Origin of the sequence: Actinopolymorpha sp. B17G11 (assembly GCF_040196095.1) — a bacterium.
Lineage (GTDB): Bacteria > Actinomycetota > Actinomycetes > Propionibacteriales > Actinopolymorphaceae > Thermasporomyces.
The window spans coordinates 305,594-325,799 of record NZ_JBEFTW010000002.1 but is presented as its reverse complement, the minus strand read 5'-3'; the positions used below and the strand labels follow the sequence as shown (position 1 = coordinate 325,799).

The window sequence follows — 20,206 nt, the reverse complement described above, 5'->3', positions numbered from 1 at the left end:
TGGGATTCATTCGGTCGCGGCGTTCAGGGGATGGCGTACGTCGACGAGCACGTCGTCGCCGTCGATCTTCACCGGATACACAGGCACCGGCTCGGTCGCGGGCAGGCCGGTCGGCTGCCCGCTGGCGAGGTCGAAGCGCGAGCCGTGCAGCCAGCACTCGATCTCGCCGTCGTCGACGTCGCCTTCGGAGAGTGCGACCTCCTCGTGCGAACACACGTCGTAGATCGCGTGGACGGCACCTTCACTGCGGACGATCGCGACGGGTACGCCGTCGATGACGGTCGGCACGACACCCAGGTCCGGTACCTCGGCCAACGCACAGGCCCGCTGGTAGTCACTCATGCTCCCACCCCCGAGGACGCCGGTGGCAGGCCGACGCTGCGTTCCAGTTCGGCCTCGACGGCGGCGAGCAGCCGGTCCTCGAGCTCGGGAACGCCGATGTGGCGGACCAGGTCGGCGAAGAACCCGTGCACCACGAGCCGACGCGCCTCGTCGGAGGGGATCCCCCGCGACTGCAGGTAGAACAGCTGCTCGTCGTCGAAACGACCTGTCGTGCTCGCGTGGCCCGCGCCCACGATCTCGCCGGTCTCGATCTCGAGATTCGGCACCGAGTGCGCCCGGCAGCCGTCTGTCAACATCAGGTTGCGGTTGTTCTCGTAGGTCTGGATGCCCTCGGCCGCCTTGCGGATCAGCACATCGCCGATCCACACGGTGTTCGCCTTGCTGCCCTGCAACGCACCCTTGTACTCCACGTTGCTCTTGGTGTGCGGGTCGTTGTGGTCGACGAAGAGGCGGTGCTCGAGATGCTGGCCCGCGTCGGCGAAGTAGAGCCCGAGCATCTCGGCCTCACCACCCACGCCGGCGTACTCGACGTGGGTGTAGATCCGCACCAGGTCGCCGCCGAAGGTCACGTTGACGTGCCGGACCCTGGCGTCACGGCCGACCCGGACGGCCTGGTGTCCCGCGTGGACGGAGCCGTCCGCCCAGTCCTGCATCGAGACGACCGTGACCTGAGCGCCCTCTCCGATGCTGAACTCCACGTTGTCGGCGAAGGTCGCCGTACCCACGTGGTCCAGGACCACGACCGCCTCGGCGTACGCCTGGACGTCGACGAAGGTGTGGCCGTAGCTCGCGCCTTCGGCGTTCTCCCCGCGGACGGTCACGACGACCGGCTTCGACGGCCGTACCTCCGACGGGATCGTCACGACCGTGGCCTCGGTGAACGACGTCCAGGCCTGGGCGCTCACCCGGTCACCCGGGAGATAGACCCCACCCAGCCGGGCGTCGTCCCGGCCGACCGTCTCCACCCCGACCTCCGCGGGCGCGTCGACGTCCACGACGACCTTGCCACCGCTCGGCGCCGAGCCGTCGTGAAGGCCACGCAGGCGCTTCAGCGGGGTGAACCGCCACACCTCCTCGCGGCCGGTCGGCACCTCGTGGTCGGCGAGGTCGAACGAACCCGGCGGGTGCAGGTGCGAAGCCGGCTTGGCGGTTCCAGCACCGGTACCAGCGTCCGCGCTGCGGGGACGGGTCTTGATCTCGGGCATGTCGGAGTCGTTCTCGCCTTCTGTCGTTCGTGGTGTCCTGTGTGTTCTGCGTTCGTTCGGCGTGGGCCGCGCGGTGGCCCTGCCGGCGTCAGCCGACTGCGCCCTCCATCTGCAGCTCGATCAGCCGGTTCATCTCGAGGGCGTACTCCATCGGCAGCTCGCGCGCGATCGGCTCGACGAACCCGCGGACGATCATCGCCATCGCCTCGTCCTCGCCCAGCCCGCGGCTCATGAGGTAGAAGAGCTGGTCGTCGGTGACCTTCGACACCGTCGCCTCGTGCGCCATCTCCACGTCGTCCTCGCGGACGTCGACGTAGGGGTAGGTGTCGGACCGACTCACCGTGTCGATCAGCAGGGCGTCGCACTTCACCGTGCTCTTGGAGTGGTCCGCGCCTTCCTGCACCTCGACCAGGCCGCGGTAGGACGTGCGGCCGCCGCCACGCGCCACCGACTTGGAGATGATCGTGGACGAGGTGTGCGGTGCGAGGTGGTGCATCTTGGCGCCGGCGTCCTGGTGCTGCCCCTCACCGGCGAACGCGATCGAGAGCGTCTCGCCCTTGGCGTGCTCGCCCATGAGGTAGATCGCGGGGTACTTCATCGTGATCTTGGAGCCGATGTTGCCGTCGACCCACTCCATCGTCGCGCCCTCGGCCGCGGTGGCCCGCTTGGTGACGAGGTTGTAGACGTTGTTGGACCAGTTCTGGATCGTGGTGTACCGGCAGCGGGCGTTCTTCTTCACGATGATCTCGACGACCGCCGAGTGCAGTGAGTCGGTCGAGTAGATCGGCGCCGTGCAGCCCTCGACGTAGTGCACATAGGCACCCTCGTCGACGATGATCAGCGTCCGCTCGAACTGCCCCATGTTCTCGGTGTTGATCCGGAAGTACGCCTGCAACGGGATCTCGACGTGCACGCCCGGCGGTACGTAGATGAAGCTGCCGCCACTCCACACCGCGGTGTTGAGGGCCGCGAACTTGTTGTCGCCCGGGGGGATCACCGTGCCGTAGTACTCCTGGAACAGCTCCGGGTGCTCGCGAAGCGCCGTGTCGGTGTCGAGGAAGATGACGCCCTGCTCCTCGAGGTCCTCACGGATCTTGTGGTAGACGACCTCCGACTCGTACTGCGCCGCGACGCCCGCGATCAAACGCTGCTTCTCGGCCTCGGGGATGCCGAGCTTGTCGTAGGTGTTCTTGATCTCCGCCGGCAGGTCGTCCCAGGTCGCGGCCTGCTTCTCGGTGGAGCGTACGAAGTACTTGATGTTCTCGAAGTCGATCGTCGACAGGTCGGCGCCCCACGTGGGCATCGGCTTGCGGTAGAAGAACTTCAGACCCCGCAGCCGCATGTCGAGCATCCACTCGGGCTCGTTCTTGAGCGCAGAGATCTCGCGGACGACGGCCTCGGACAGGCCCCGTTTGGCCGTGGCACCCGCGACGTCGGAGTCGGCCCAGCCGTACTTGTAGCGGCCCAGACCCTCGAGTTCTGGATGCGCGGTCGTGGTCATGAAGAATTCCTCCCAGTCCGGTCGAGCCGGGTCGTGGGTTGGCTTCGGTCCTGCTCCGTCCGGGGTTCTGCGGCCCGGAGTTCGTGCGTGCGGTGTTCCTGCGGTTGGTGGGGCACGTGCGTCGTGCACACGCCGTCACCGTGGGCGATGGTCGCGAGGCGCTGAACGTGTCGCCCGAGGAGCCGGGAGAACGCTTCGGTCTCGGCCTCGCACAGTTGTGGGAACTGCTCGGCCACGTGGGCGACCGGGCAGTGGTGCTGGCACAGCTGCTCGCCCAGCCGGGCCGGCTCGACCGAGGCAGCGTACCCATCCTCGGACAGCGCCTCGGCCAGCGCGGATGTTCCCTCCGCGCCCGGCGAGGACGCCGCGACGGAGCGGTACCGCTCCTCCAGCCGGCCGACCATGCGGCGCGCGAACTCCTCGACGGCGTGCTCCCCGCCGGTCTCCCTGATGTAGCGGAGCGCGCTCACCGCGAGATCGTCGTACGCCTGGTAGAACGCACCACGGCCCGCGTCGGTCAACGCGAACACCTTCGCCGGCCGGCCACGCCCGCGGTGTCCGTAGACGCGCTGCTGCCGCCCCACGACGACACCCTCGGCCAGCATGGCGTCGAGATGGCGCCGGATGGCCGCCGGTGTGACGCCGAGCCGCTCGGCGAGGGCGGCGGCCGTCTGTGGCCCGGACTCGAGGATCACCCGCGCGACACGTTCCCGGGTCGACCCGTGCTGGTGGGCCGATTCGGGCGTGACGTCCCGCTGCGTGTCTGTGGGCGTGGAATGCCCACCGGACACACCATATCCCGCTGCCGCGGGAGCCGCGACAGGCGGCCGGGCGTTTTTCACAACTTCATTGTGCTGTTATTCGGCGGCGCCGGCTAGTGAGGCGCACCTAAGTCGCCGGCGTGGGTCGCATGCGGGCAGGTGCGACCTTCGTCACATCCGTTCCCTTCTGTCGTGGCATCGAACCGCCAGGAAACGTACGCGTGTCGGCCGGAGGCGACCGTCGGACGATGGTGGAGGCTGGTCCGCGTGTGGGCTCCGATGCGTACGTCCGGGCGGTGGGCGCTCCTCGGCGCGGTCGCGGTCTTGTGCGCCAGTGCTCTCGTCCCCCTCGCCCCGCCGGTACGCGCCGGAGCCGCAGCGCCGCAGACAGGCACGGCAGGCACGGCAGGCTCGGCGCCACAGGCTGACATGTCAGCCGCCCCCCGCGACGTGCTCGGCCCCGATCCACTTCGCGCCCTCGCCGACTCCGCGAGGACCGGCGACATCCGTCGGCCCCGGATCGTTCCCGTCCGACCGGGCACGATCCCCGACGGACCGGGACTGAAGCGGGCACTCCAGCTCACCGTCGCCTCACCGCCCACCAGCCCGTACGCCGACGGCGAACGGGAGATCAGGATGGCGGCCCGGACTGCCGTGCCGCTGCGGGACGGGCACGCGGTCGTGGTGAGGTTCTGGGGCCGGTCGCTTCGGGCGGCCGACGCCCACGCCCGGTTCAACGTCGAGCAGGCCGGCGGCGACCGCCGCAAGTTGGTGTCGGTCGCGCTCGAGTTCGGACCCGAGTGGCGGGAGTACGAGTACCCCTTCCGGGTCGCGGGCAGCTACCCGGCAGGCGCTGCCCAGGCGTCGTTCTGGCTGGGTCACGGGCCGCAGACGCTGCAGATCGCGGGCTTCTCGCTCCGCGACCTCGGCCCGGGCGACCCGCCGGGGTTCCCGTCCTCGACCTACGAGGGGCGGGGCGAGGACGCCACCTGGCGCGCAGAGGCACGGGCCCGCATCGACACCTACCGCAAGGGCAACCTCGAGGTCCGGGTGCGCGACGCGGCCGGCCGGCCGGTACGCGGGGCCGAGGTGGAGGTGGCCATGCGTGCGCATGCGTTCAGGTTCGGTACGGCGGTCGACGCCGCCACCCTCGGCTCCCACGCCCAGTACCAACAGGTGCTGCGGTCCACGTTCAACCACGGCACGCTTGGCAACGACCTCAAATGGTCGGCGTGGGAGAACACCCGACATCGCCGGCAGGCCACCCTGCCCGCCCTCGACTGGATGCGTACGGCGGGAATGACCACCACCGGGCACGCCCTGCTGTGGCCGGGCTGGCGGCGGATGCCCGAGGACGTCCGGAAGCTGAGGGACCGACCGGCGCTCCTGCGGGAACGGGTCAACCGGCACATCGGCGACGAGGTGGGCGCCCTACGCGGCACGATCGACGTCTGGGATGTCCTGAACGAGCCGTACGCCATGCACGACCTGCAGGACGTCCTCGGACCGGACGAGGTGGCGTCGTGGTTCCGGCTGGCTGACCGGGCCGACCCCTCCGCGCGGCTGTTCGTCAACGACTACGACATTCTGGACGACCACGGCTGGAACCGCCGCCACCAGGACTATCTCTTCACGCTCGTCGAGAAGCTTCGGGACGAGGACGCACCCGTCGAGGGCGTCGGATTCCAGGCCCACTTCGCCACACCACAGCTGACCCCACCCGCCGATCTCGTCCCCATCCTCGACCGGTACGCCCGCCTCGGCGTTCCGCTGGAGGTCAGCGAGTTCGACGTGACGACCACCGACGAGGCCCTCCAGGCGGACTACACCCGCGACTTCCTCACCGTGGCGTTCAGCCATCCGGCCGTCACCCGGATCACCACGTGGGGGTTCTGGGAGCCGATCCACTGGAGTCCGTCGGCGGCGATGTACCGGGCAGACTTCACGCCCAAGCCGAACGCGGCCGCGTGGCGGAACCTCATCTACCACGACTGGTGGACCCGGGCTGGCGGTCGTACGAACGGCGGTGGCGCGTACACGACCCGGGGCTTCCTCGGCGACTACGACGTCAGCGTCAAGGTCGGCCAGGCGGTCGAGCGCCGCCGGGTGTCGATGCCGAGCCGGGCCGGGACGTTGGTGACCGTCGTGGTCGACCCGCCGGCGACGTCGCCTCCAGACACCCGTGGGACCTCCGGTGGCGGCTGGTGGCCGTGGCCCGACGTCAGGTCGGCCGGGAGCGTCCGGGCAGCCCTCCTGCTCGCACCGCCGGTCGCCTTGGCCGTGGCGGTCGCGGCGATGGCGTACGCCCGGAAGCACGGCAGGAGGCGGGTCACGTGACGCGAGGGGACCGCCTCTTAGACTCGCCTTCGTGGGTGAGCTCGTCGTCGAGGTCGAGGACCTCGTGGTGCGGTACGGGCGGGGAAGCGGCGCCGTCACCGCTGTCGACGGGCTGAGCCTCACGGTCGGCCAGGCCACCGTGACGGCGATTCTCGGGCCCAACGGCGCCGGCAAGACGACGACGATCGAGACCTGCGAGGGCTACCGGAGACCGAGCGGCGGACGGGTTCGCGTGCTCGGCCTAGACCCGGTGCGCGACCGGCGACAGCTTGTGCCCCGGCTCGGCGTCATGCTCCAGGACGGCGGCGCCTGGTCCGGCGTACGCGCCGTGGAGATGCTGCGGCATATCGCCCGTTTGCACGCCCATCCGCTCGATGTGGACATGCTGGTACGCCGGCTCGACCTGGGCTCCTGCGGTGCCACCACCTACCGCCGGCTCTCCGGCGGCGAACGCCAACGCCTCGCCCTCGCGATGGCGATCGTCGGGCGGCCGGAACTCGTGTTCCTCGACGAACCCACGGCGGGCCTCGACCCGCTGGCCAGGCGTACGACCTGGGAGCTCATCGAGGACCTCCGCACCGACGGGGTGGCGGTGGTGTTGACCACCCACCACATGGACGAGGCCGAACGACTTGCCGACCAGGTCCACGTCATCGACCACGGAACCGTGATCGCGTCCGGGTCCCCTGCCGAGCTCACCTCGCGGGGAGCGGCGAACACGCTGCGGTTCCGCGGTCCCGCAGGGCTCGACGTGCGCTCGCTGCGCGCGGCACTGCCCGAAGGCTGCGAGGTACGCGAACCCCTGCCCGGTAGCTACGTGATCCAGGGGACGGTCGACCCGCACCTGCTGGCGACGGTGACGGCGTGGTGTGCCTCCAACGGCGTACTCCCTGACGACCTCGCCGTCGAGCGGCACAGCCTCGAGGACGTGTTCCTCGAGCTCACCGGGCGGGAGCTGCACCGGTGACCCCGCGGTCCGCGGCGTCGGAGCCCGGGACGTCGGCGGCGGGACGGACGTTCGCGCCCGCGCCGGGCCGCGCGCCCTGGCCCCGGATGGTCCTCGCGCAGGGCCTGATGGAGGCGCGCCTGCTGCTCCGCAACGGCGAACAACTGGTGCTCGCGCTCGTCATCCCGCTGCTGCTGCTGGTGATCGGCGCGCTCGCGCCCGGGCTCGACCTCGGATCGGCGGCCGGCGGCGCGCGACGGATCGACCTCCTGGTGCCCGGCGTGATCGCGCTCGCCGTCATGTCGACGGCCTTCACCAGCGTGGCCATCGCGACCGCGTTCGAACGCAGGTACGGCGTCCTCAAGCGGCTCGGCACGTCACCGCTGTCACGGACCGGGCTGCTGGCCGGCAAGCTGCTGGCGGTCGTCCTGGTCGAGATGCTGCAACTCGTCCTGGTGGTGGGCGCCGGCCGGTTGCTGGGTTGGCGACCCGGCGTGGGTGTGGGCGGTGCCGCGGCGGCGTTGGTGCTGCTGGTGGTGGGGACCTGCGCGTTTTCCTCGCTCGGCCTGTTGATGGCGGGGACCGTCCGTGCGGAGGCGACCCTCGCGGCGGCCAACCTCGTCTACATCCTCCTGCTCGTGGGTGGAGCGACCCTGGTGCCTGTGGAGGCGTACCCCGTGCTCCTGCAGCCGGTGATCGGCTGGCTGCCATCTGGGGCGCTCGCGGAGGGACTGCGTCATGCGTTCTCCGGTCCCTCCTGGGGCGGTGTGGGCGGGTTCGTGGGCGTCCTCCTCGGCTGGGCAGTCCTGGGCGGGATCGCCACGGCCCGCACCTTCCGCTGGGAGTAGTCGCCCGCCCTCTCGTCACGACTTCCAGCGGGGCGCGCACTCCCATGATCATGGGCGTGGCCGCCCTCCCATTTCTCCTTGGCGTGGCGCACTCCCATTTCCCCTGTGCGCGTGGCGCCCTCCCGTGATCATGAAGACTTTCGGCGTATACACGACTTTCCTTCATGATCACGATCATGATCACGGGAAGAACGGGTTGGTGTGGAGGTGGACCCCCGCAGGGGCGCCGGACACCCGAGGGGGGCGCGGGTGGCGGTGGTACCTACGCTTTACCGCGTGTCACTCCCCCGCCCCACCGCGGCACTGATGCGCAGGCTCGCCGTGGCCGCCCTCGTCGCCAATGTCGGGATCGTCGTCACCGGTGGCGCGGTCCGGCTCACCGGGTCCGGCCTCGGCTGCCCGACCTGGCCGCGGTGCAGCGCGGAGTCGCTCACCACCCATCCCGAGCTGGGTATTCACGGCACGATCGAGTTCGGCAACCGGCTGCTCACCTTCGCGGTCGCGATCGCCGTCGGCCTGGCGTGGCTCGCCGCCCTGCGCCTCCGGCCGCGCCGGCCCGACCTCGTACGGCTGTCCACCGTTCTCCTGCTCGGCGTGCCCTTCCAGGCCGTGATGGGCGGCGTCACCGTCCTCACCGAGCTCAACCCGTGGGTCGTGTCCGCGCACTTCATGGTGTCGCCGGCCCTCATCGCGGTCGCCGTGGTGCTCGTCCGACGTACCCGGGAAGGTGGCGGCGCTCCCGTGCCGACCGTCCCGTCCGCCGTCCGCCGGCTGGCGCAGGTGGCGCTCGGGGCCACCTTCGCCGTGATGTACGCGGGCACCGTCGTCACCGGGAGCGGACCCCACGCCGGTGACGATCGCGCTCCGCGCAACGGTCTCGACTCCGCGATGCTCAGCCAACTCCACGCCGATCTGGTGTTCCTACTCGTCGGACTCACTGTCGGCCTCCTGCTGGCCCTCCACGCGACCGGCGCACCCGCGCGGGCCCGCCGGGCGGCCACGTGGCTGCTCGCCGTCGAGGTGGCCCAGGGAGGGGTGGGCTTCGTGCAGTACGCCACCGACCTGCCGGTCGTGCTCGTCGGCCTCCACCTGCTCGGCGCGGCGGTGACCGTGGCGATGGCGGCCTGGGTGGTCGTCGGTACGCAGGAACGCGCCGACGACCCAACGGGTTCGGCGGACGAGGACCAGGCCCGGCTCGCGACCGTCTGAGGGCTTCCGCCGCTCGAGGCCGGCTGACCCTGACGCTTCGCTCAGAACGCCGGGGCGAAATCCCGGCATACCTCCTGGAGCGCGGAGACCAGCGCGGCCGCCGCTGGTGGGTCGGGTGGATGCCCGTACGTCGCGGCGGCGACATGGCGCACCGAGCCGTGCAACCGATCGATCCGTACGCCTGGATGCCGGGATGCGGTGAGCGCCAGAGCTGGGAGGGTCGTCACTCCCATGCCCGCGGCCACGAGGGCCTGCACAGCAACGTAGTCGTCGGTCGTGTAGGCGATCCGCGGGGCGAACCCGGCCTCGCCGCAGCGCCGCACGAGGTCGGCACGGCAGCGTTCGCACCCCGCGACCCACGACTCGTCGGCGAAGGTGGCGACGTCGGTCCGCGGGCCGTCGCTGCGGCTGCCCTTCCTGGTGACGACGTAGATGGCCTCGTCGAGCAGGTGCGCCAGCCGGAGGTCGCTGTCGCTGCCCTCGTCGGGATCGTCGCCGTGCCGGAACACCAGAGCCACGTCGACCTCGCCGGACCGCAGCATCGCGAGACCTTCCGGTGGCTCCGCCTCGGCCAGGGAGAGCTCGACGCCCGGTGCCACTTCCTCGAGCCGACGTACCGCCACGGGGACCACGGTGCCGAGGGCCGAGGGAAACGCGGCCAGCCGAACCCGCCCCCGCCGCAACCCCACATGCGCGGCCAGCTCCGCCTCCGCCGCGTCGAGCCGCCCCAGGATCTCCTCCGCCCGGGCCGCGAGCATCCGTCCGGCTTCGGTGAGCCGGATCCCGCGTCCGGCCCGCTGCACCAGGCGGGCGCCGGTCTCCACCTCCAACCGGGCAAGGTGATGACTCACCGAGGGTTGGGCGTAGTGCAGCTCACGCGCCGCGGCGGTGACCGAGCCGTGCTTGGCGACCGCGGCGAGGACCCGGAGCCGGGCGACGTCGAGCATGCGGTGCATTGTATCGATGCGATCTATGGAACATCGAGACAAGTGGCATTGGACGAATACGAAACCGTGCCGGAGCCTGGAGCCATGCGCCTACCTTGCTTCACCGACGTCCTCCGCGCCGGTCAGACGCTCCGGCCGCACCTGCCGCCCACACCGGCCTGGTCCTATCCCGCCCTGGACGCGGCGTGCGGGGCTCATGTGGTGGTCAAGCACGAGAACGTCCAGCCCACCGGTGCGTTCAAGGTCCGCGGCGGGCTGACACTGCTCGCCACCATGCCGGCCGCCGAGCGCGACCGTGGTGTGGTGACCTACTCGACCGGCAACCATGCCCAGTCGATCGCCTACGCGGCCCGGGAGTTCCGCGCGCCCTGCACGGTCGTCATGCCCGAAGGGGCGAACGAGTCCAAGCACCGAGCGGTCGAGGCGTTGGGCGCCACCGTGGTGCTGCGTGGCACGACGCTCGAGGAGGCCCGCGACCGCCGCCACGCTGCTCGCCAGCCGGTGTGGTGCTCGGCTCGTCAGCCCTGCCGACGAACCCGCGCTGATCGCCGGCGTCGGTACGGCCTACCTCGAACTGCTCACGGCGGCACCTGATCTCGACGTCATCGTCGTACCGGTGGGAGGTGGGAGCAACGCCGCCGCGGCCAGCCTGGTGGTGCGTACCCTCGCGCCGGACATCGAGGTGATCGGAGTCCAGTCCGACGCCGCGCCGGCCGCGCACGACTCCTGGCATGCGGGGCACCTGGTCGAGCGCCCCAACCGTACGGAGGTCGAAGGGCTGTCGACCGGCCGCGGCTTCGCGCTGACGCAGCAACTGATGCGGGACGGTCTCGCCGGCTTCGTCCTCGTCAGCGACAACGACATCCGTGCCGCCCAGCGGTTGTTACTGAGCCACGCCCACACCCTCGCCGAGGGTGCGGGCGCGGCCGGGTTGGCGGTCGTTCTGGGCGATCCGCCGAGGTTCGCCGGGCGTCAGGTCGGCATCGTGTGTACCGGCGCGAACGCCTCGCTCGACCAGCTACGAAGCCTGCTGGCCGCGTGAGACCTGGCCCTTGGGGCGTCCGCGGCGAAAACCGTCCGCGGTCTGGTGGTCGTGCGGACGCCAGGAGTTCTTGGACGAGCTCCGCCGGTTGCCGCTCGGGCGCCCCCGCCCGTTGGTGGGGCGACCGCTGCGGGCTGGCCGGCCGGAGGCGGTCGCCTGCGGTCGTACGACGATCGGCGTGCCGGAGGTGGCGACGTCACGCACCGCGGTGTGACCGGGCTCGACGTCGACTGCCGTCGCACTCACCTTGGCCTGCTTGTGCATCCGGTCGACCTCACGCCGCTGGTCGTGGTGGACGAGCGACACGACCGTCCCGGTGGCACCGGCCCGCGCCGTCCGCCCTGAGCGGTGGAGGTAGTCCTTGTGGTCGGCGGACGGGTCGAAGTGCACCACGAGGTCCACGTCGTCGACGTGGATGCCCCGGGCGGCGACGTCGGTCGCGATGAGCACCCGGGGCGAGCCCGCCGAGAACCCGGCCAACGCCTTGCGCCTGGCACCCTGCTTGAGGTTGCCGTGGATGGCGACGGACTCGACGCCGGACTGGCGCAACTGGCGGACCAGGCGGTCGGCGCCGTGCTTGGTGCGTACGAAGAAGAGCGAACGCCCGGGTCGGGACGCGATCTCGGCCGCGACCTCGACCTTGTCCTCTGGGCGCAGGGTGAAGACCCGGTGCTCCACCGACTCGATCGGTGCGGCTGCCGCGGCGACGGCATGGAATGCCGGGTCACTGAGGTACCGGCCGACCAACCGGCTCACGCCGCGGTCGAGGGTCGCCGAGAACAGCATCCGCTGCCCGCCGGCCGGCGTCAGGTCGAGGATGCGGGTCACCGCCGGGAGGAATCCGAGGTCGGCCATGTAGTCGGCCTCGTCCAGAACGCTGATCCTGACGTCGCTGAGACGGCATTCGCCCTGCTCGATCAGGTCGATGAGACGACCCGGCGTGGCGACCACGATGTCGACACCATCACGGAGGGCGAAGACCTGACGGCGCATCGAGGAACCGCCGTAGACCGTCGTCAGCTCGATGCCGAGCCGCCGGCCCAACGGCGCGAGTGCGTCCGCGACCTGCTGGGCCAGCTCACGGGTGGGGACGAGGACGAGTCCGCGAGGGTTGCCGGGCGTCCGCTCCCGCACTGTTTCGGCGAGCGCGGCGAGCATCGGCAGCCCGAACGCCAGTGTCTTGCCCGAGCCGGTCTGCGCCCGGCCGAGCACATCTCGTCCTGCGAGCGCGTCGGGCAGGGTCCTCGCCTGGATCGGGAAGGGCCGGCGGATGCCGCGACGGCTGAGCGCTTCGGCCAGTCGCTCGGGCAGGTCGGTGTCGGAGAAGCTCTCCGGGAGATCGGCCGGCTCGACCTGCGCGGCCGCGTCGAGGGCGGCGTCGAGCTCCCGCTCACGGGCCCGATCGGCGTCGGCCGGGCGAGGCTGGGTCGCGGGTCGTGCGGACTGGCGTCGGGCGAACCGGCCACGGTCGTTGGACCTTCCGCCACGGCGCTCACCGGACGACTGGTTGCCATACGTACGACGACCGCCCTGGGAACCGGAGTTCGCGGAGCGGGCGGAGTTCGGGTTGTCGCGGCGCTGGCCCTTGCCGGACCGCGAGGACGAGCTGGTTCGGGCACGGGGCGTGGACGTGTTAGGGCTTTGTGGCATGAAGAAGGAATGCTCCGTCGTGTTGGACAAGCGGCCGCGACTTCCGGTCGAAGGCTCGCACGACATCCGGCGACTGAGGCACCGGACCGAACGGAACACTCGGAAAGCGACCACGCGGGCGGCTCGCCCGCAGGAGAGACGGCGGAGGCCGTCGGGTGGAAGTGTACCCGGACCAGGACTCGTTCAGTCGATCCGGTCCGTCCTCCCGCTTTCGCCGCCGTCGATCGCGCACGATGGTGGGGCCAGGAACGATCCCGGGGGACGCCGATGAACCAGCCACCGCAGGGACCGAACGCCCCTGCCGCGCGGCTGTCGTTGCCGCTCGACTCCAGCCGCGGCCGGTGGGTGATCGTGGGGACCGTGCTCGGCTCGGGTATCGCGTTCCTCGACAGCACCGTGGTCACGATCGCCCTTCCGGCGATCAGCCGGGACCTTGGCGGCGGACTCGTGGTCCAGCAGTGGGTCGTCGACGGCTATCTCCTCACGCTCAGTGCGTTGCTCCTCCTCGGTGGGGTCCTGGGCGACCGTTACGGCCGGCGGAAGGTGTTCACGCTGGGTCTTGTGGCGTTCACCATCGCCTCGTTGGCCTGCGGTCTCGCTCCGACCGGTCCGGTCCTCGTGGCCGCGCGCCTGGTCCAGGGCGTCGGCGGCGCACTCCTGGTTCCGGGAAGCCTCTCCCTCATCGACGCCAGCATCCGGGGAGAGGACCGGGGGGCCGCGGTCGGGCTCTGGGCCGGGCTGACCGGCGTCTCGTCGGCCATCGGTCCCTTCCTCGGCGGGTGGCTGGTCGACGCCGCGTCGTGGCGGTGGGTGTTCCTCCTGAGCCTGCCGTTCACGGCAGCGGCACTCTGGGTGACGCTGCGTCACGTACCGGAGAGCCGGGATCCCGCAGCCCCGCGCCGGCTCGACGTCCTCGGCGCCGCCTGCATCACCCTAGGGCTCGGCGGCGTGACGTACGCCTTCATCGAGGTTCCAGCCCGCGGCTGGGAGCCGGTCAGCGTGGTGGCGGCGGTGCTCGGCGTCGTCGGACTCGTCGCGTTCCCGCTGGTGGAGACCTGGCAGCGCGATCCGCTGCTGAGGCTCGACATCTTCCGCTCGCCGCAGTTCACCGGAGCCAACCTCACGACGTTCGCGGTCTACGCCGCACTCAGCGGCGCGCTCTTCCTGCTCGCCCTACAACTGCAGCAGTCGCTGGGCTACACGGCACTCGCGGCGGGCGTCGCCACGCTCCCGATCACGGTGCTCATGCTCCTGTTGTCCTCGCGGATGGGCGCCCTCGCCCAACGCGTCGGGCCGAGGGTGCCGATGACGCTGGGGCCGATCGTGGCCGGCGCCGGGCTGGCGTTGATGGCGCGGATAGTGCCGGGCAGCTCGTACTGGACCCACGCCCTCCCCGCGATCGTCGTCTTCGGCCTCGGTCTGGCGATCACTGTCGCGCCGCTGACCTCCACCGTGCTGGCATCGGTCTCGGATGAGCGGGCCGGTGCCGCCTCTGGCGTCAACAACGCTGTGGCCCGGACGGCCGGCCTGCTCGCGGTCGCGGTCCTCCCCCCGGTCGCTGGCGTCAGCGCGGGGACCGACAGCCCACTGGGCCCCGGTTTCGGGCGCGCCATGCTCATCAGCGCCGTGCTGTGTGGGGTGGGTGGGTTGGTGGCATTCGCGACGGTACGCAGGGGCCAGCCGGTACACGTGAACCCGTTGCCAGGCGTTCACCATGCCTGCCAGGCTCCGTGCACCAGCCAGCAGCCGCTCGAGGACACCCGAGGGACCAGGTCGTAGGCCATCCGAACCTCGCCCGTGCGTCATCCGTACCTCGCCCGTGCGTCATCCGTACCTCGCCTGCCGTCCGTCCGCACCCCCGGTCCTGGGCGACCGGTGTGGGAAAGCGCCTTCCGAAGCGCGTGCCGGTTCGGGCATCATCGTCGGCGTACTCCCCCTGCGCCACGCCTGCCGAGAGGACCGCATGGACCACCTGACTCCCCGCCCTGATCTCTACGACGTCCCCTTCATGGCCGAGGAGTACCACGGGATGACGTACCGTCTCGTCGGCGCCTCGGGCCTACGGGCATCGGTGATCGGGCTCGGCACCTGGAAGTTCGGCTACCCGGACACCGGCGACGCCGCGCGGGTCGACGAACGCGCGGCCTTCCCGATCTTCGACCGGGCCATCGAGCTCGGCGTGACCTTCTGGGACACCGCCAACCGCTACAACGCCGGCTCCGGCAACTCCGAACGCCTGATCGGACGGTGGTTCCGCGCCAACCCCGACCAGCGACGCAACGTCGTTCTCGCGACCAAGATCCACGGCGGCATGGACGGCGCGACACCCAACCACAGCGGGCTGTCCCGCGGCAACATCCTCGACGCTCTCCACGCGTCGCTCGCGCGACTGCAGCTGGACCATGTAGACGTGCTCTACTTCCACCGCCCCGATGACACGGTGCCGGTCGAGGAGAGTCTCGAGGCCGTCGAGGACGTCGTACGCCAGGGCCTCGTCCGGTATTTCGCCGTGTCGAACTTCAGTCGTGACCAGCTCGCGACGTACCTCGACGTGGCGTCGGGTCTGTCGCGGCGGTGCCGACCGGTCGCCGTGCAGAACCAGTACGACCCGCTCGGCCGGGAGACGGAGCCACACCGCGGCGTGCTCGACTTCTGTGCGGCGAACGGCGTCGCCTACATCCCGTACAGCCCGCTCGCCGGCGGGCTGTTGACGAGCCGCTACCTCGACCCCGCCCGGGCGGGTGCCGGTGACCGGCTGCACGACGAGGGCAAGCTCGCCGCGGTCGCGACGCCGGAACGGCTGGCATCGGTACGCAAGCTGGTGAAGCTGGCGGAGTCCTGGGACATCGAGGTGAACCAGCTGGCTCTCGCGTACCTCCTGACGCTGCCCGGCATGGGACCGCAGATTCCCAGCAGTTCGACGCTCGCCCAGCTCGAGTCCAACGCGGGAGCCGGCGCGATCACCCTGACCACCGAGCAACTCGGCGAAATCGAGTCCACCCTGTCCGGCTGATCACCTCGGCGAGAGCCGCAAATGACCACGCTGGGTAGGCCCGCCGACGGTGGTGAATGACCACGCTGGGTAGGCCGCCGACGGTGGTGAATGACCACGCTGGGCATGCCTGTGGTAGCCGGGACATGCATCCATGCCTTTCCGGGGACCACTGGCATGCTCAGCGTGGTCATTTGCAGGCACCAGGCATGCTCAGCGTGGTCATTCACCGTCAGCTTCGTCGGGGCCAAGAGGTGTCCAGTCCGCACCCGCCGGACTGGCTCAGGCGCGCAGACGATCCTGTAGCGCGCCCACCTGCGCGGTGCTCATGCCGCCGGCTTCGAGATAGCCCGGGACTCCGCCATAGCGCTGGTCCAGGTGACCGAGGACCTTCAGCATGTTCGACGGCGGCGTGGGCTGGAGACGGCGGTAGGCCTCACGCAACTCCTGGTCCTCGACCGCCGCGAGGAAAGCCGCGCTTTCCTCGACCAGTTGCGCCTCGGTCAGTGCGTAGTCGGCCGCGATCGTCTCCTCGTCGACGCCGGCCACGTGCAGAGCCATCGCGACCACGACACCGGTCCGGTCCTTGCCGCCTGCGCAGTGCACGACGACCGCTCCGGGCGGGGCGTCGGCGATCGCCGCGACGGCGGCCGTGAAGAGCGTCGGCCGCAGGTCGAGCATCGTGAGGTAGATGTCGGCGAGGTCGAGCGCCTGGTGGTCCGGATCGGCTGGGTTCTGGACCTCGAGGTTGCGGTAGAGCGGGTCGGCCGCGAAGGGGCTGGGCGCCGCCTCGCACTCCCGGTTCCGTCGCAGGTCGATGATCCGGCTCACGCCGTAGGCATGGACGGCGGCGATTCCCTCCGGTGTGAGCTTGGAGTGGCTGTCGGTACGCACCAGCGCCCGCTCCCGGATCCGACCACCGTCGGTCGTGGGGAGCCCGCCGACGTCGCGGGCGTTGAGGCAGTTGGGCCAGTCGAGGTGGAGTGGCGAATGCTGTGGTTCGTTCCGATCGGTGGGGGCTGCCGGCACAGTCATCGACGGTCGGACCTCCTCAGGTCAACAGCGGATCAAGGGCGACGGCGACGAACAGCAGCGCGAGATAGAGGTTGGACCAGTGGAAGAACCGCATGGGACGCAGGTCGAGCCCGCTGCGGCCGCGCGCCACCCGCCGGATCAGGGCGTACGCCTCCACCAGGACGACCAGGCCAAGCACCGAGGCGGCTACCGGGTAGAACCACCCGGTGGGGGCGATCGGCCACAGGGCGAGGGAGGCCGCGACGGTCGCGAGAGAGTACGCCATGACCTGCCAGGCGACGGCGCGTTCGGTCGCGACGACCGGCAGCATCGGCACACCGGCCGCGGCGTAGTCGTCGCGGTAGCGCATCGCGAGCGTCCAGGTGTGCGGCGGCGTCCAGAAGAACACCACGAGGACCAGCGCCAACGGCGCCCAGTCGAGCGACCCCCGCACGGCGGTCCACCCGATGGCGACCGGGAAGCAGCCGGCGATGCCGCCCCACACGATGTTCTGTGGCGTACGCCGTTTGAGGATCAGGGTGTAGACGCAGATGTAGAACGCGTTGGCCGCCAGGGCGAGGACCGCCGACAGCCAGTTGACCGCCAGCCCGAGGACCAGGGTCGAGACGACACCCAGCGCGAGACCGAACCACAGCGCGTCGCGAGGGCTTACGGCGTGCCTGGGCAACGGCCGGCGCCGGGTGCGGCGCATCCGCTCGTCGATGTCGCGGTCGAGGACGCAGTTGAGGGTGTTGGCGCTTCCGGCCGCGAGGATCCCGCCCGCCACCGTGACAAGCACCAGCCCGAGCGGTGGCACTCCCCCGGCGGCGAGGAACATCACCGGAATCGTGGTGACGAGCAGGAGCTCGATGATCCGCGGCTTGGTGAGGGCGACGTAGGCGCCGACAACGTCGCGCCACGTCGCCGGACCAACGCCAGCCGGTTCGGTCACCAGGGTGCCGGATTCGCTCGGCAAACGCCCGGTTTCGCCCAGCGAGGACCCTGCTTCGCCCAGCGAGGACTCGGAGCCGACAGCTGTCACGTACACCTCGGGAGCGAAACCAGCAACGCCGGCAACCGGGCCGGCCGGACAGAAAGCAGCCGTCAGTCTAGAAGCGGGAGGTCGCCCATCCGTGCACAGGGTGCGACCAGAGACCCGATGGTCATGCGGCGGCCACCGCTGCGGCACGGAGCATGGGTAGGCTCCGAATCGGTGATGTTCAACAGAGTTTTCCATCCGCGAGCAGGAGCCGATCGACGCACATGAGCGCCAACGACAGAAGTAACCGCCTCGAGTGGACCGATCTCGACCAGCGCGCCGTCGACACCGTTCGGGTGCTGGCCATGGACGCGGTCGAGACACCGGCAATGGGCCACCCTGGAACGGCCATGAGCCTCGCCCCCGCGGCGTACCTCCTGTACCAACGTCTGCTCCGCTACGACCCGGCCGACCCGGACTGGATGGGTCGTGACCGGTTTGTCCTGTCCTGTGGCCACTCGAGCCTCACGCTCTACGTCCAGCTCTTCTTCGCCGGCCTGCTCGACCTGGATGACCTGAAGCATCTCCGCCAGTGGGGCAGCCGCACCCCCGGCCACCCCGAGCACGGCCACACCGCGGGCGTCGAGACCACGACCGGCCCGCTCGGCCAGGGCCTCGCCAACGCGGTCGGGATGGCGATGGCGGCCCGCCGCGAGCGTGGCCTGCTCGACCCTGACGCCGCGCCGGGGACCAGCCCGTTCGACCACCGGATCTTCGTGTTCGCAAGCGACGGCGACATCGAGGAGGGCATCACCCACGAGGCCAGCGCAATCGCCGGGCACCAGAAGCTCGGCAATCTGATCGCGCTCTACGACGCCAACCAGATCTCGATCGAGGACGACACCGACATCGCCTTGTCCGAGGACGTCGCCAAGCGGTACGAGGCCTACGGCTGGCACGTCCAGACGGTCGAGTGGCGCCGCGCCGATGGCTACGTCGAGGACGTCCAGGCGTTGTGGGACGCGTACCAGGAGGCGATCGCCGAGACCGCCCGACCGTCGCTCATCATCGTGAAGACGATCATCGCCTGGCCGGCACCCAACGCCCAGAACACCGGCAAGGCGCACGGTTCGGCCCTCGGGCCCACTGAAGTTGCCGCCACCAAGCGCGTCCTCGGTTTCGACCCCGACCGAAGCTTCCAGGTCGACGAGGAGGTGCTCGCCCACGTCCGCCAACTGCGCGAGCGCGGCGCGAAGGTGCACGAGGAATGGCAGGAGACCTTCCAGGCCTGGCGCGACGATCACCCCGACCAGGCCCTGCTGTTGGATCGGATGCGTTCGCGCCGGCTGCCCGAGGGTTGGACCGACCGGATTCCGTCGTTCGAGCCGGGCAAGGACGTCGCGACCCGCAAGGCGTCCGGTGAGGTGCTGACCGCACTGGCTCCGGTGTTGCCGGAGCTGTGGGGTGGCTCGGCGGACCTGGCCGGCTCCAACAACACCACGCCGGCTGGCGAGCCGTCGTTCATCCCGCCGGAATACTCCACGAAGGAGTTCACCGGTGACTGGTACGGCCGGGTCCTGCACTTCGGCGTCCGCGAGCACGCCATGGGCGCGGTCCTCAACGGCATCGCCCTGCACGGCGGCACCCGTCCGTACGGCGGCACCTTCCTCGTGTTCAGCGACTACATGCGCCCCGCCGTGCGCTTGGCCGCGCTGATGAAGCTGCCGGTGATCTACGTCTGGACCCACGACTCGATCGGCCTGGGTGAGGACGGTCCGACCCACCAGCCGGTCGAGCATCTCGCGGCACTGCGCGGCATTCCCGGCCTCGAGGTCATCCGCCCGGCAGACGGCAACGAGACGGCGGCCGCCTGGCAGCACGTCATGGCTCACTCCGACGCGCCCAAGGCACTCGCCCTCACCAGGCAGAACGTCCCGACGTTCGACCGTTCGGGAGGCACCGGGTTCGCACCGGCGAGCGAGGTGGCGCGGGGTGGCTACGTCCTCGTCGACGCTCCAGGAAACCAGGTGGCCGACGTCGTCCTGATCGCGACCGGCTCGGAGGTCCAGCTGGCCGTCGCCGCCCGGGAGCAGCTCGAGGCCGAGGGCGTCGCGGCCCGGGTCGTGTCGATGCCGTGCGTCGAGTGGTTCGACGCGCAGGACCAGGCCTACCGCGACACCGTCATCCCGCCCGGCGTCAAGGCGCGGGTCTGTGTCGAGGCGGGCATCGCCCAGCCGTGGTACCGCTTCGCCGGCGACTCCGGCCGGATCGTCTCACTCGAACATTTCGGCGCCTCAGCGGATTACAAGACGTTGTTCACCGAGTTCGGACTGACAGGGGAAACGGTCGCGCAGGCGGCCCGCGAGAGCATCGCCGCCGCTCGCGGGTAGGGACGGGCCAGCCCGCCAGGGCTGTTGCGCCAACCTGCGCCGC

17 protein-coding genes are annotated in these 20,206 nt (G+C 70.5%); 9 read left to right on the top strand and 8 right to left on the bottom strand.

The annotated features are described in order from the left end of the window. Positions 1 to 6: 6 nt before the first annotated feature. The 4 genes from ABN028_RS03820 to ABN028_RS03805 form a co-directional block, all read right to left on the bottom strand. Complete coding sequence (locus ABN028_RS03820) at positions 7 to 342, bottom strand: non-heme iron oxygenase ferredoxin subunit (RefSeq protein ID WP_349326566.1); 336 nt, start codon at positions 340 to 342, stop codon at positions 7 to 9. Next, entirely contained in the window at positions 339 to 1,547 is a 1,209-nt protein-coding gene (gene sufD, locus ABN028_RS03815) for a Fe-S cluster assembly protein SufD (RefSeq protein WP_349695634.1), read from the bottom strand. The genes ABN028_RS03820 and sufD overlap by 4 nt, the downstream gene beginning before the upstream one ends. Before the next feature lie 88 nt (positions 1,548 to 1,635). Continuing rightward, positions 1,636 to 3,048, bottom strand: a complete 1,413-nt coding sequence (sufB, locus tag ABN028_RS03810; RefSeq protein ID WP_349326563.1) for a Fe-S cluster assembly protein SufB — start codon at positions 3,046 to 3,048, stop codon at positions 1,636 to 1,638. Beyond that, a complete protein-coding gene (locus ABN028_RS03805) occupies positions 3,045 to 3,743 on the bottom strand; it encodes a helix-turn-helix transcriptional regulator (protein WP_349326648.1) in 699 nt (232 codons plus the stop codon). Before ABN028_RS03805 ends, sufB begins: the two co-directional genes overlap by 4 nt. Positions 3,744 to 4,076: 333 nt before the next feature. Between ABN028_RS03805 and ABN028_RS03800 the strand changes: the two genes are divergently transcribed. The 4 genes from ABN028_RS03800 to ABN028_RS03785 all read left to right on the top strand — a co-directional run bounded on the left by ABN028_RS03800 (position 4,077) and on the right by ABN028_RS03785 (position 9,149). Next, on the top strand, positions 4,077 to 6,146 hold the full coding sequence (locus tag ABN028_RS03800) for an endo-1,4-beta-xylanase (protein ID WP_349695633.1): 2,070 nt from the start codon (positions 4,077 to 4,079) through the stop codon (positions 6,144 to 6,146). 31 nt (positions 6,147 to 6,177) lie between these two features. Continuing rightward, entirely contained in the window at positions 6,178 to 7,113 is a 936-nt protein-coding gene (locus ABN028_RS03795) for an ABC transporter ATP-binding protein (protein ID WP_349326560.1), read from the top strand. Continuing rightward, entirely contained in the window at positions 7,110 to 7,940 is an 831-nt protein-coding gene (locus tag ABN028_RS03790) for an ABC transporter permease (RefSeq protein ID WP_349695632.1), read from the top strand. The genes ABN028_RS03795 and ABN028_RS03790 overlap by 4 nt, the downstream gene beginning before the upstream one ends. Positions 7,941 to 8,216: 276 nt before the next feature. Then, a complete protein-coding gene (locus tag ABN028_RS03785; protein ID WP_349695631.1) occupies positions 8,217 to 9,149 on the top strand; it encodes a COX15/CtaA family protein in 933 nt (310 codons plus the stop codon). Positions 9,150 to 9,190: 41 nt separating this feature from the next. Here the strand turns inward: ABN028_RS03785 and ABN028_RS03780 are convergent, their stop codons facing one another. Further along, positions 9,191 to 10,096 carry a LysR family transcriptional regulator gene (locus ABN028_RS03780; RefSeq protein ID WP_349695630.1) on the bottom strand — a complete coding sequence of 302 codons (906 nt, stop codon included), beginning with the start codon at positions 10,094 to 10,096 and terminating at the stop codon, positions 9,191 to 9,193. Positions 10,097 to 10,180: 84 nt separating this feature from the next. Here ABN028_RS03780 and ABN028_RS03775 point away from each other — a divergent pair, with 84 nt between their 5' ends. Next, positions 10,181 to 10,690: a pyridoxal-phosphate dependent enzyme gene (locus ABN028_RS03775; protein WP_349695629.1), complete on the top strand. Its 510-nt coding sequence runs from the start codon at positions 10,181 to 10,183 to the stop codon at positions 10,688 to 10,690. Continuing rightward, on the top strand, positions 10,584 to 11,138 hold the full coding sequence (locus ABN028_RS03770) for a pyridoxal-phosphate dependent enzyme (protein WP_349695698.1): 555 nt from the start codon (positions 10,584 to 10,586) through the stop codon (positions 11,136 to 11,138). The genes ABN028_RS03775 and ABN028_RS03770 overlap by 107 nt, the downstream gene beginning before the upstream one ends. On the opposite strand, the gene ABN028_RS03765 is transcribed toward ABN028_RS03770, so the two are convergent. Continuing rightward, on the bottom strand, positions 11,115 to 12,788 hold the full coding sequence (locus ABN028_RS03765; protein ID WP_349326553.1) for a DEAD/DEAH box helicase: 1,674 nt from the start codon (positions 12,786 to 12,788) through the stop codon (positions 11,115 to 11,117). The two genes, ABN028_RS03770 and ABN028_RS03765, sit on opposite strands and share 24 nt — an antisense overlap. Positions 12,789 to 13,055: 267 nt before the next feature. On the opposite strand from ABN028_RS03765, the gene ABN028_RS03760 reads away from it, so the two are divergent. Then, on the top strand, positions 13,056 to 14,567 hold the full coding sequence (locus ABN028_RS03760) for an MFS transporter (RefSeq protein WP_349695628.1): 1,512 nt from the start codon (positions 13,056 to 13,058) through the stop codon (positions 14,565 to 14,567). A 184-nt stretch (positions 14,568 to 14,751) separates the two neighbouring features. Next, positions 14,752 to 15,801 (top strand): aldo/keto reductase, encoded by a 1,050-nt coding sequence (locus ABN028_RS03755; protein ID WP_349695627.1) that lies wholly within the window; start codon positions 14,752 to 14,754, stop codon positions 15,799 to 15,801. Between the two features lie 261 nt (positions 15,802 to 16,062). Here ABN028_RS03755 and ABN028_RS03750 read toward each other — a convergent pair whose 3' ends face one another. Together ABN028_RS03750 and ABN028_RS03745 are read right to left on the bottom strand one after the other, a co-directional pair. Next, complete coding sequence (locus ABN028_RS03750) at positions 16,063 to 16,815, bottom strand: tyrosine-protein phosphatase (RefSeq protein WP_349695626.1); 753 nt, start codon at positions 16,813 to 16,815, stop codon at positions 16,063 to 16,065. 16 nt (positions 16,816 to 16,831) lie between these two features. After that, positions 16,832 to 17,770, bottom strand: a complete 939-nt coding sequence (locus tag ABN028_RS03745) for a heme o synthase (protein WP_502877546.1) — start codon at positions 17,768 to 17,770, stop codon at positions 16,832 to 16,834. A 287-nt stretch (positions 17,771 to 18,057) separates the two neighbouring features. Here ABN028_RS03745 and tkt point away from each other — a divergent pair, with 287 nt between their 5' ends. After that, a complete protein-coding gene (gene tkt, locus ABN028_RS03740; protein ID WP_349695625.1) occupies positions 18,058 to 20,163 on the top strand; it encodes a transketolase in 2,106 nt (701 codons plus the stop codon). Positions 20,164 to 20,206: the final 43 nt, after the last annotated feature.

Coding starts and splice junctions, on each gene's coding strand:
- ABN028_RS03750 (WP_349695626.1), bottom strand. CDS start 16,815: ATGACTGTGCCGGCAGCCCCCACCGATCGGAACGAACCACAGCATTCG.
- ABN028_RS03780 (WP_349695630.1), bottom strand. CDS start 10,096: ATGCTCGACGTCGCCCGGCTCCGGGTCCTCGCCGCGGTCGCCAAGCAC.
- sufB (WP_349326563.1), bottom strand. CDS start 3,048: ATGACCACGACCGCGCATCCAGAACTCGAGGGTCTGGGCCGCTACAAG.
- sufD (WP_349695634.1), bottom strand. CDS start 1,547: ATGCCCGAGATCAAGACCCGTCCCCGCAGCGCGGACGCTGGTACCGGT.
- tkt (WP_349695625.1), top strand. CDS start 18,058: ATGAGCGCCAACGACAGAAGTAACCGCCTCGAGTGGACCGATCTCGAC.
- ABN028_RS03820 (WP_349326566.1), bottom strand. CDS start 342: ATGAGTGACTACCAGCGGGCCTGTGCGTTGGCCGAGGTACCGGACCTG.
- ABN028_RS03760 (WP_349695628.1), top strand. CDS start 13,056: ATGAACCAGCCACCGCAGGGACCGAACGCCCCTGCCGCGCGGCTGTCG.
- ABN028_RS03755 (WP_349695627.1), top strand. CDS start 14,752: ATGGACCACCTGACTCCCCGCCCTGATCTCTACGACGTCCCCTTCATG.
- ABN028_RS03775 (WP_349695629.1), top strand. CDS start 10,181: ATGCGCCTACCTTGCTTCACCGACGTCCTCCGCGCCGGTCAGACGCTC.
- ABN028_RS03765 (WP_349326553.1), bottom strand. CDS start 12,788: ATGCCACAAAGCCCTAACACGTCCACGCCCCGTGCCCGAACCAGCTCG.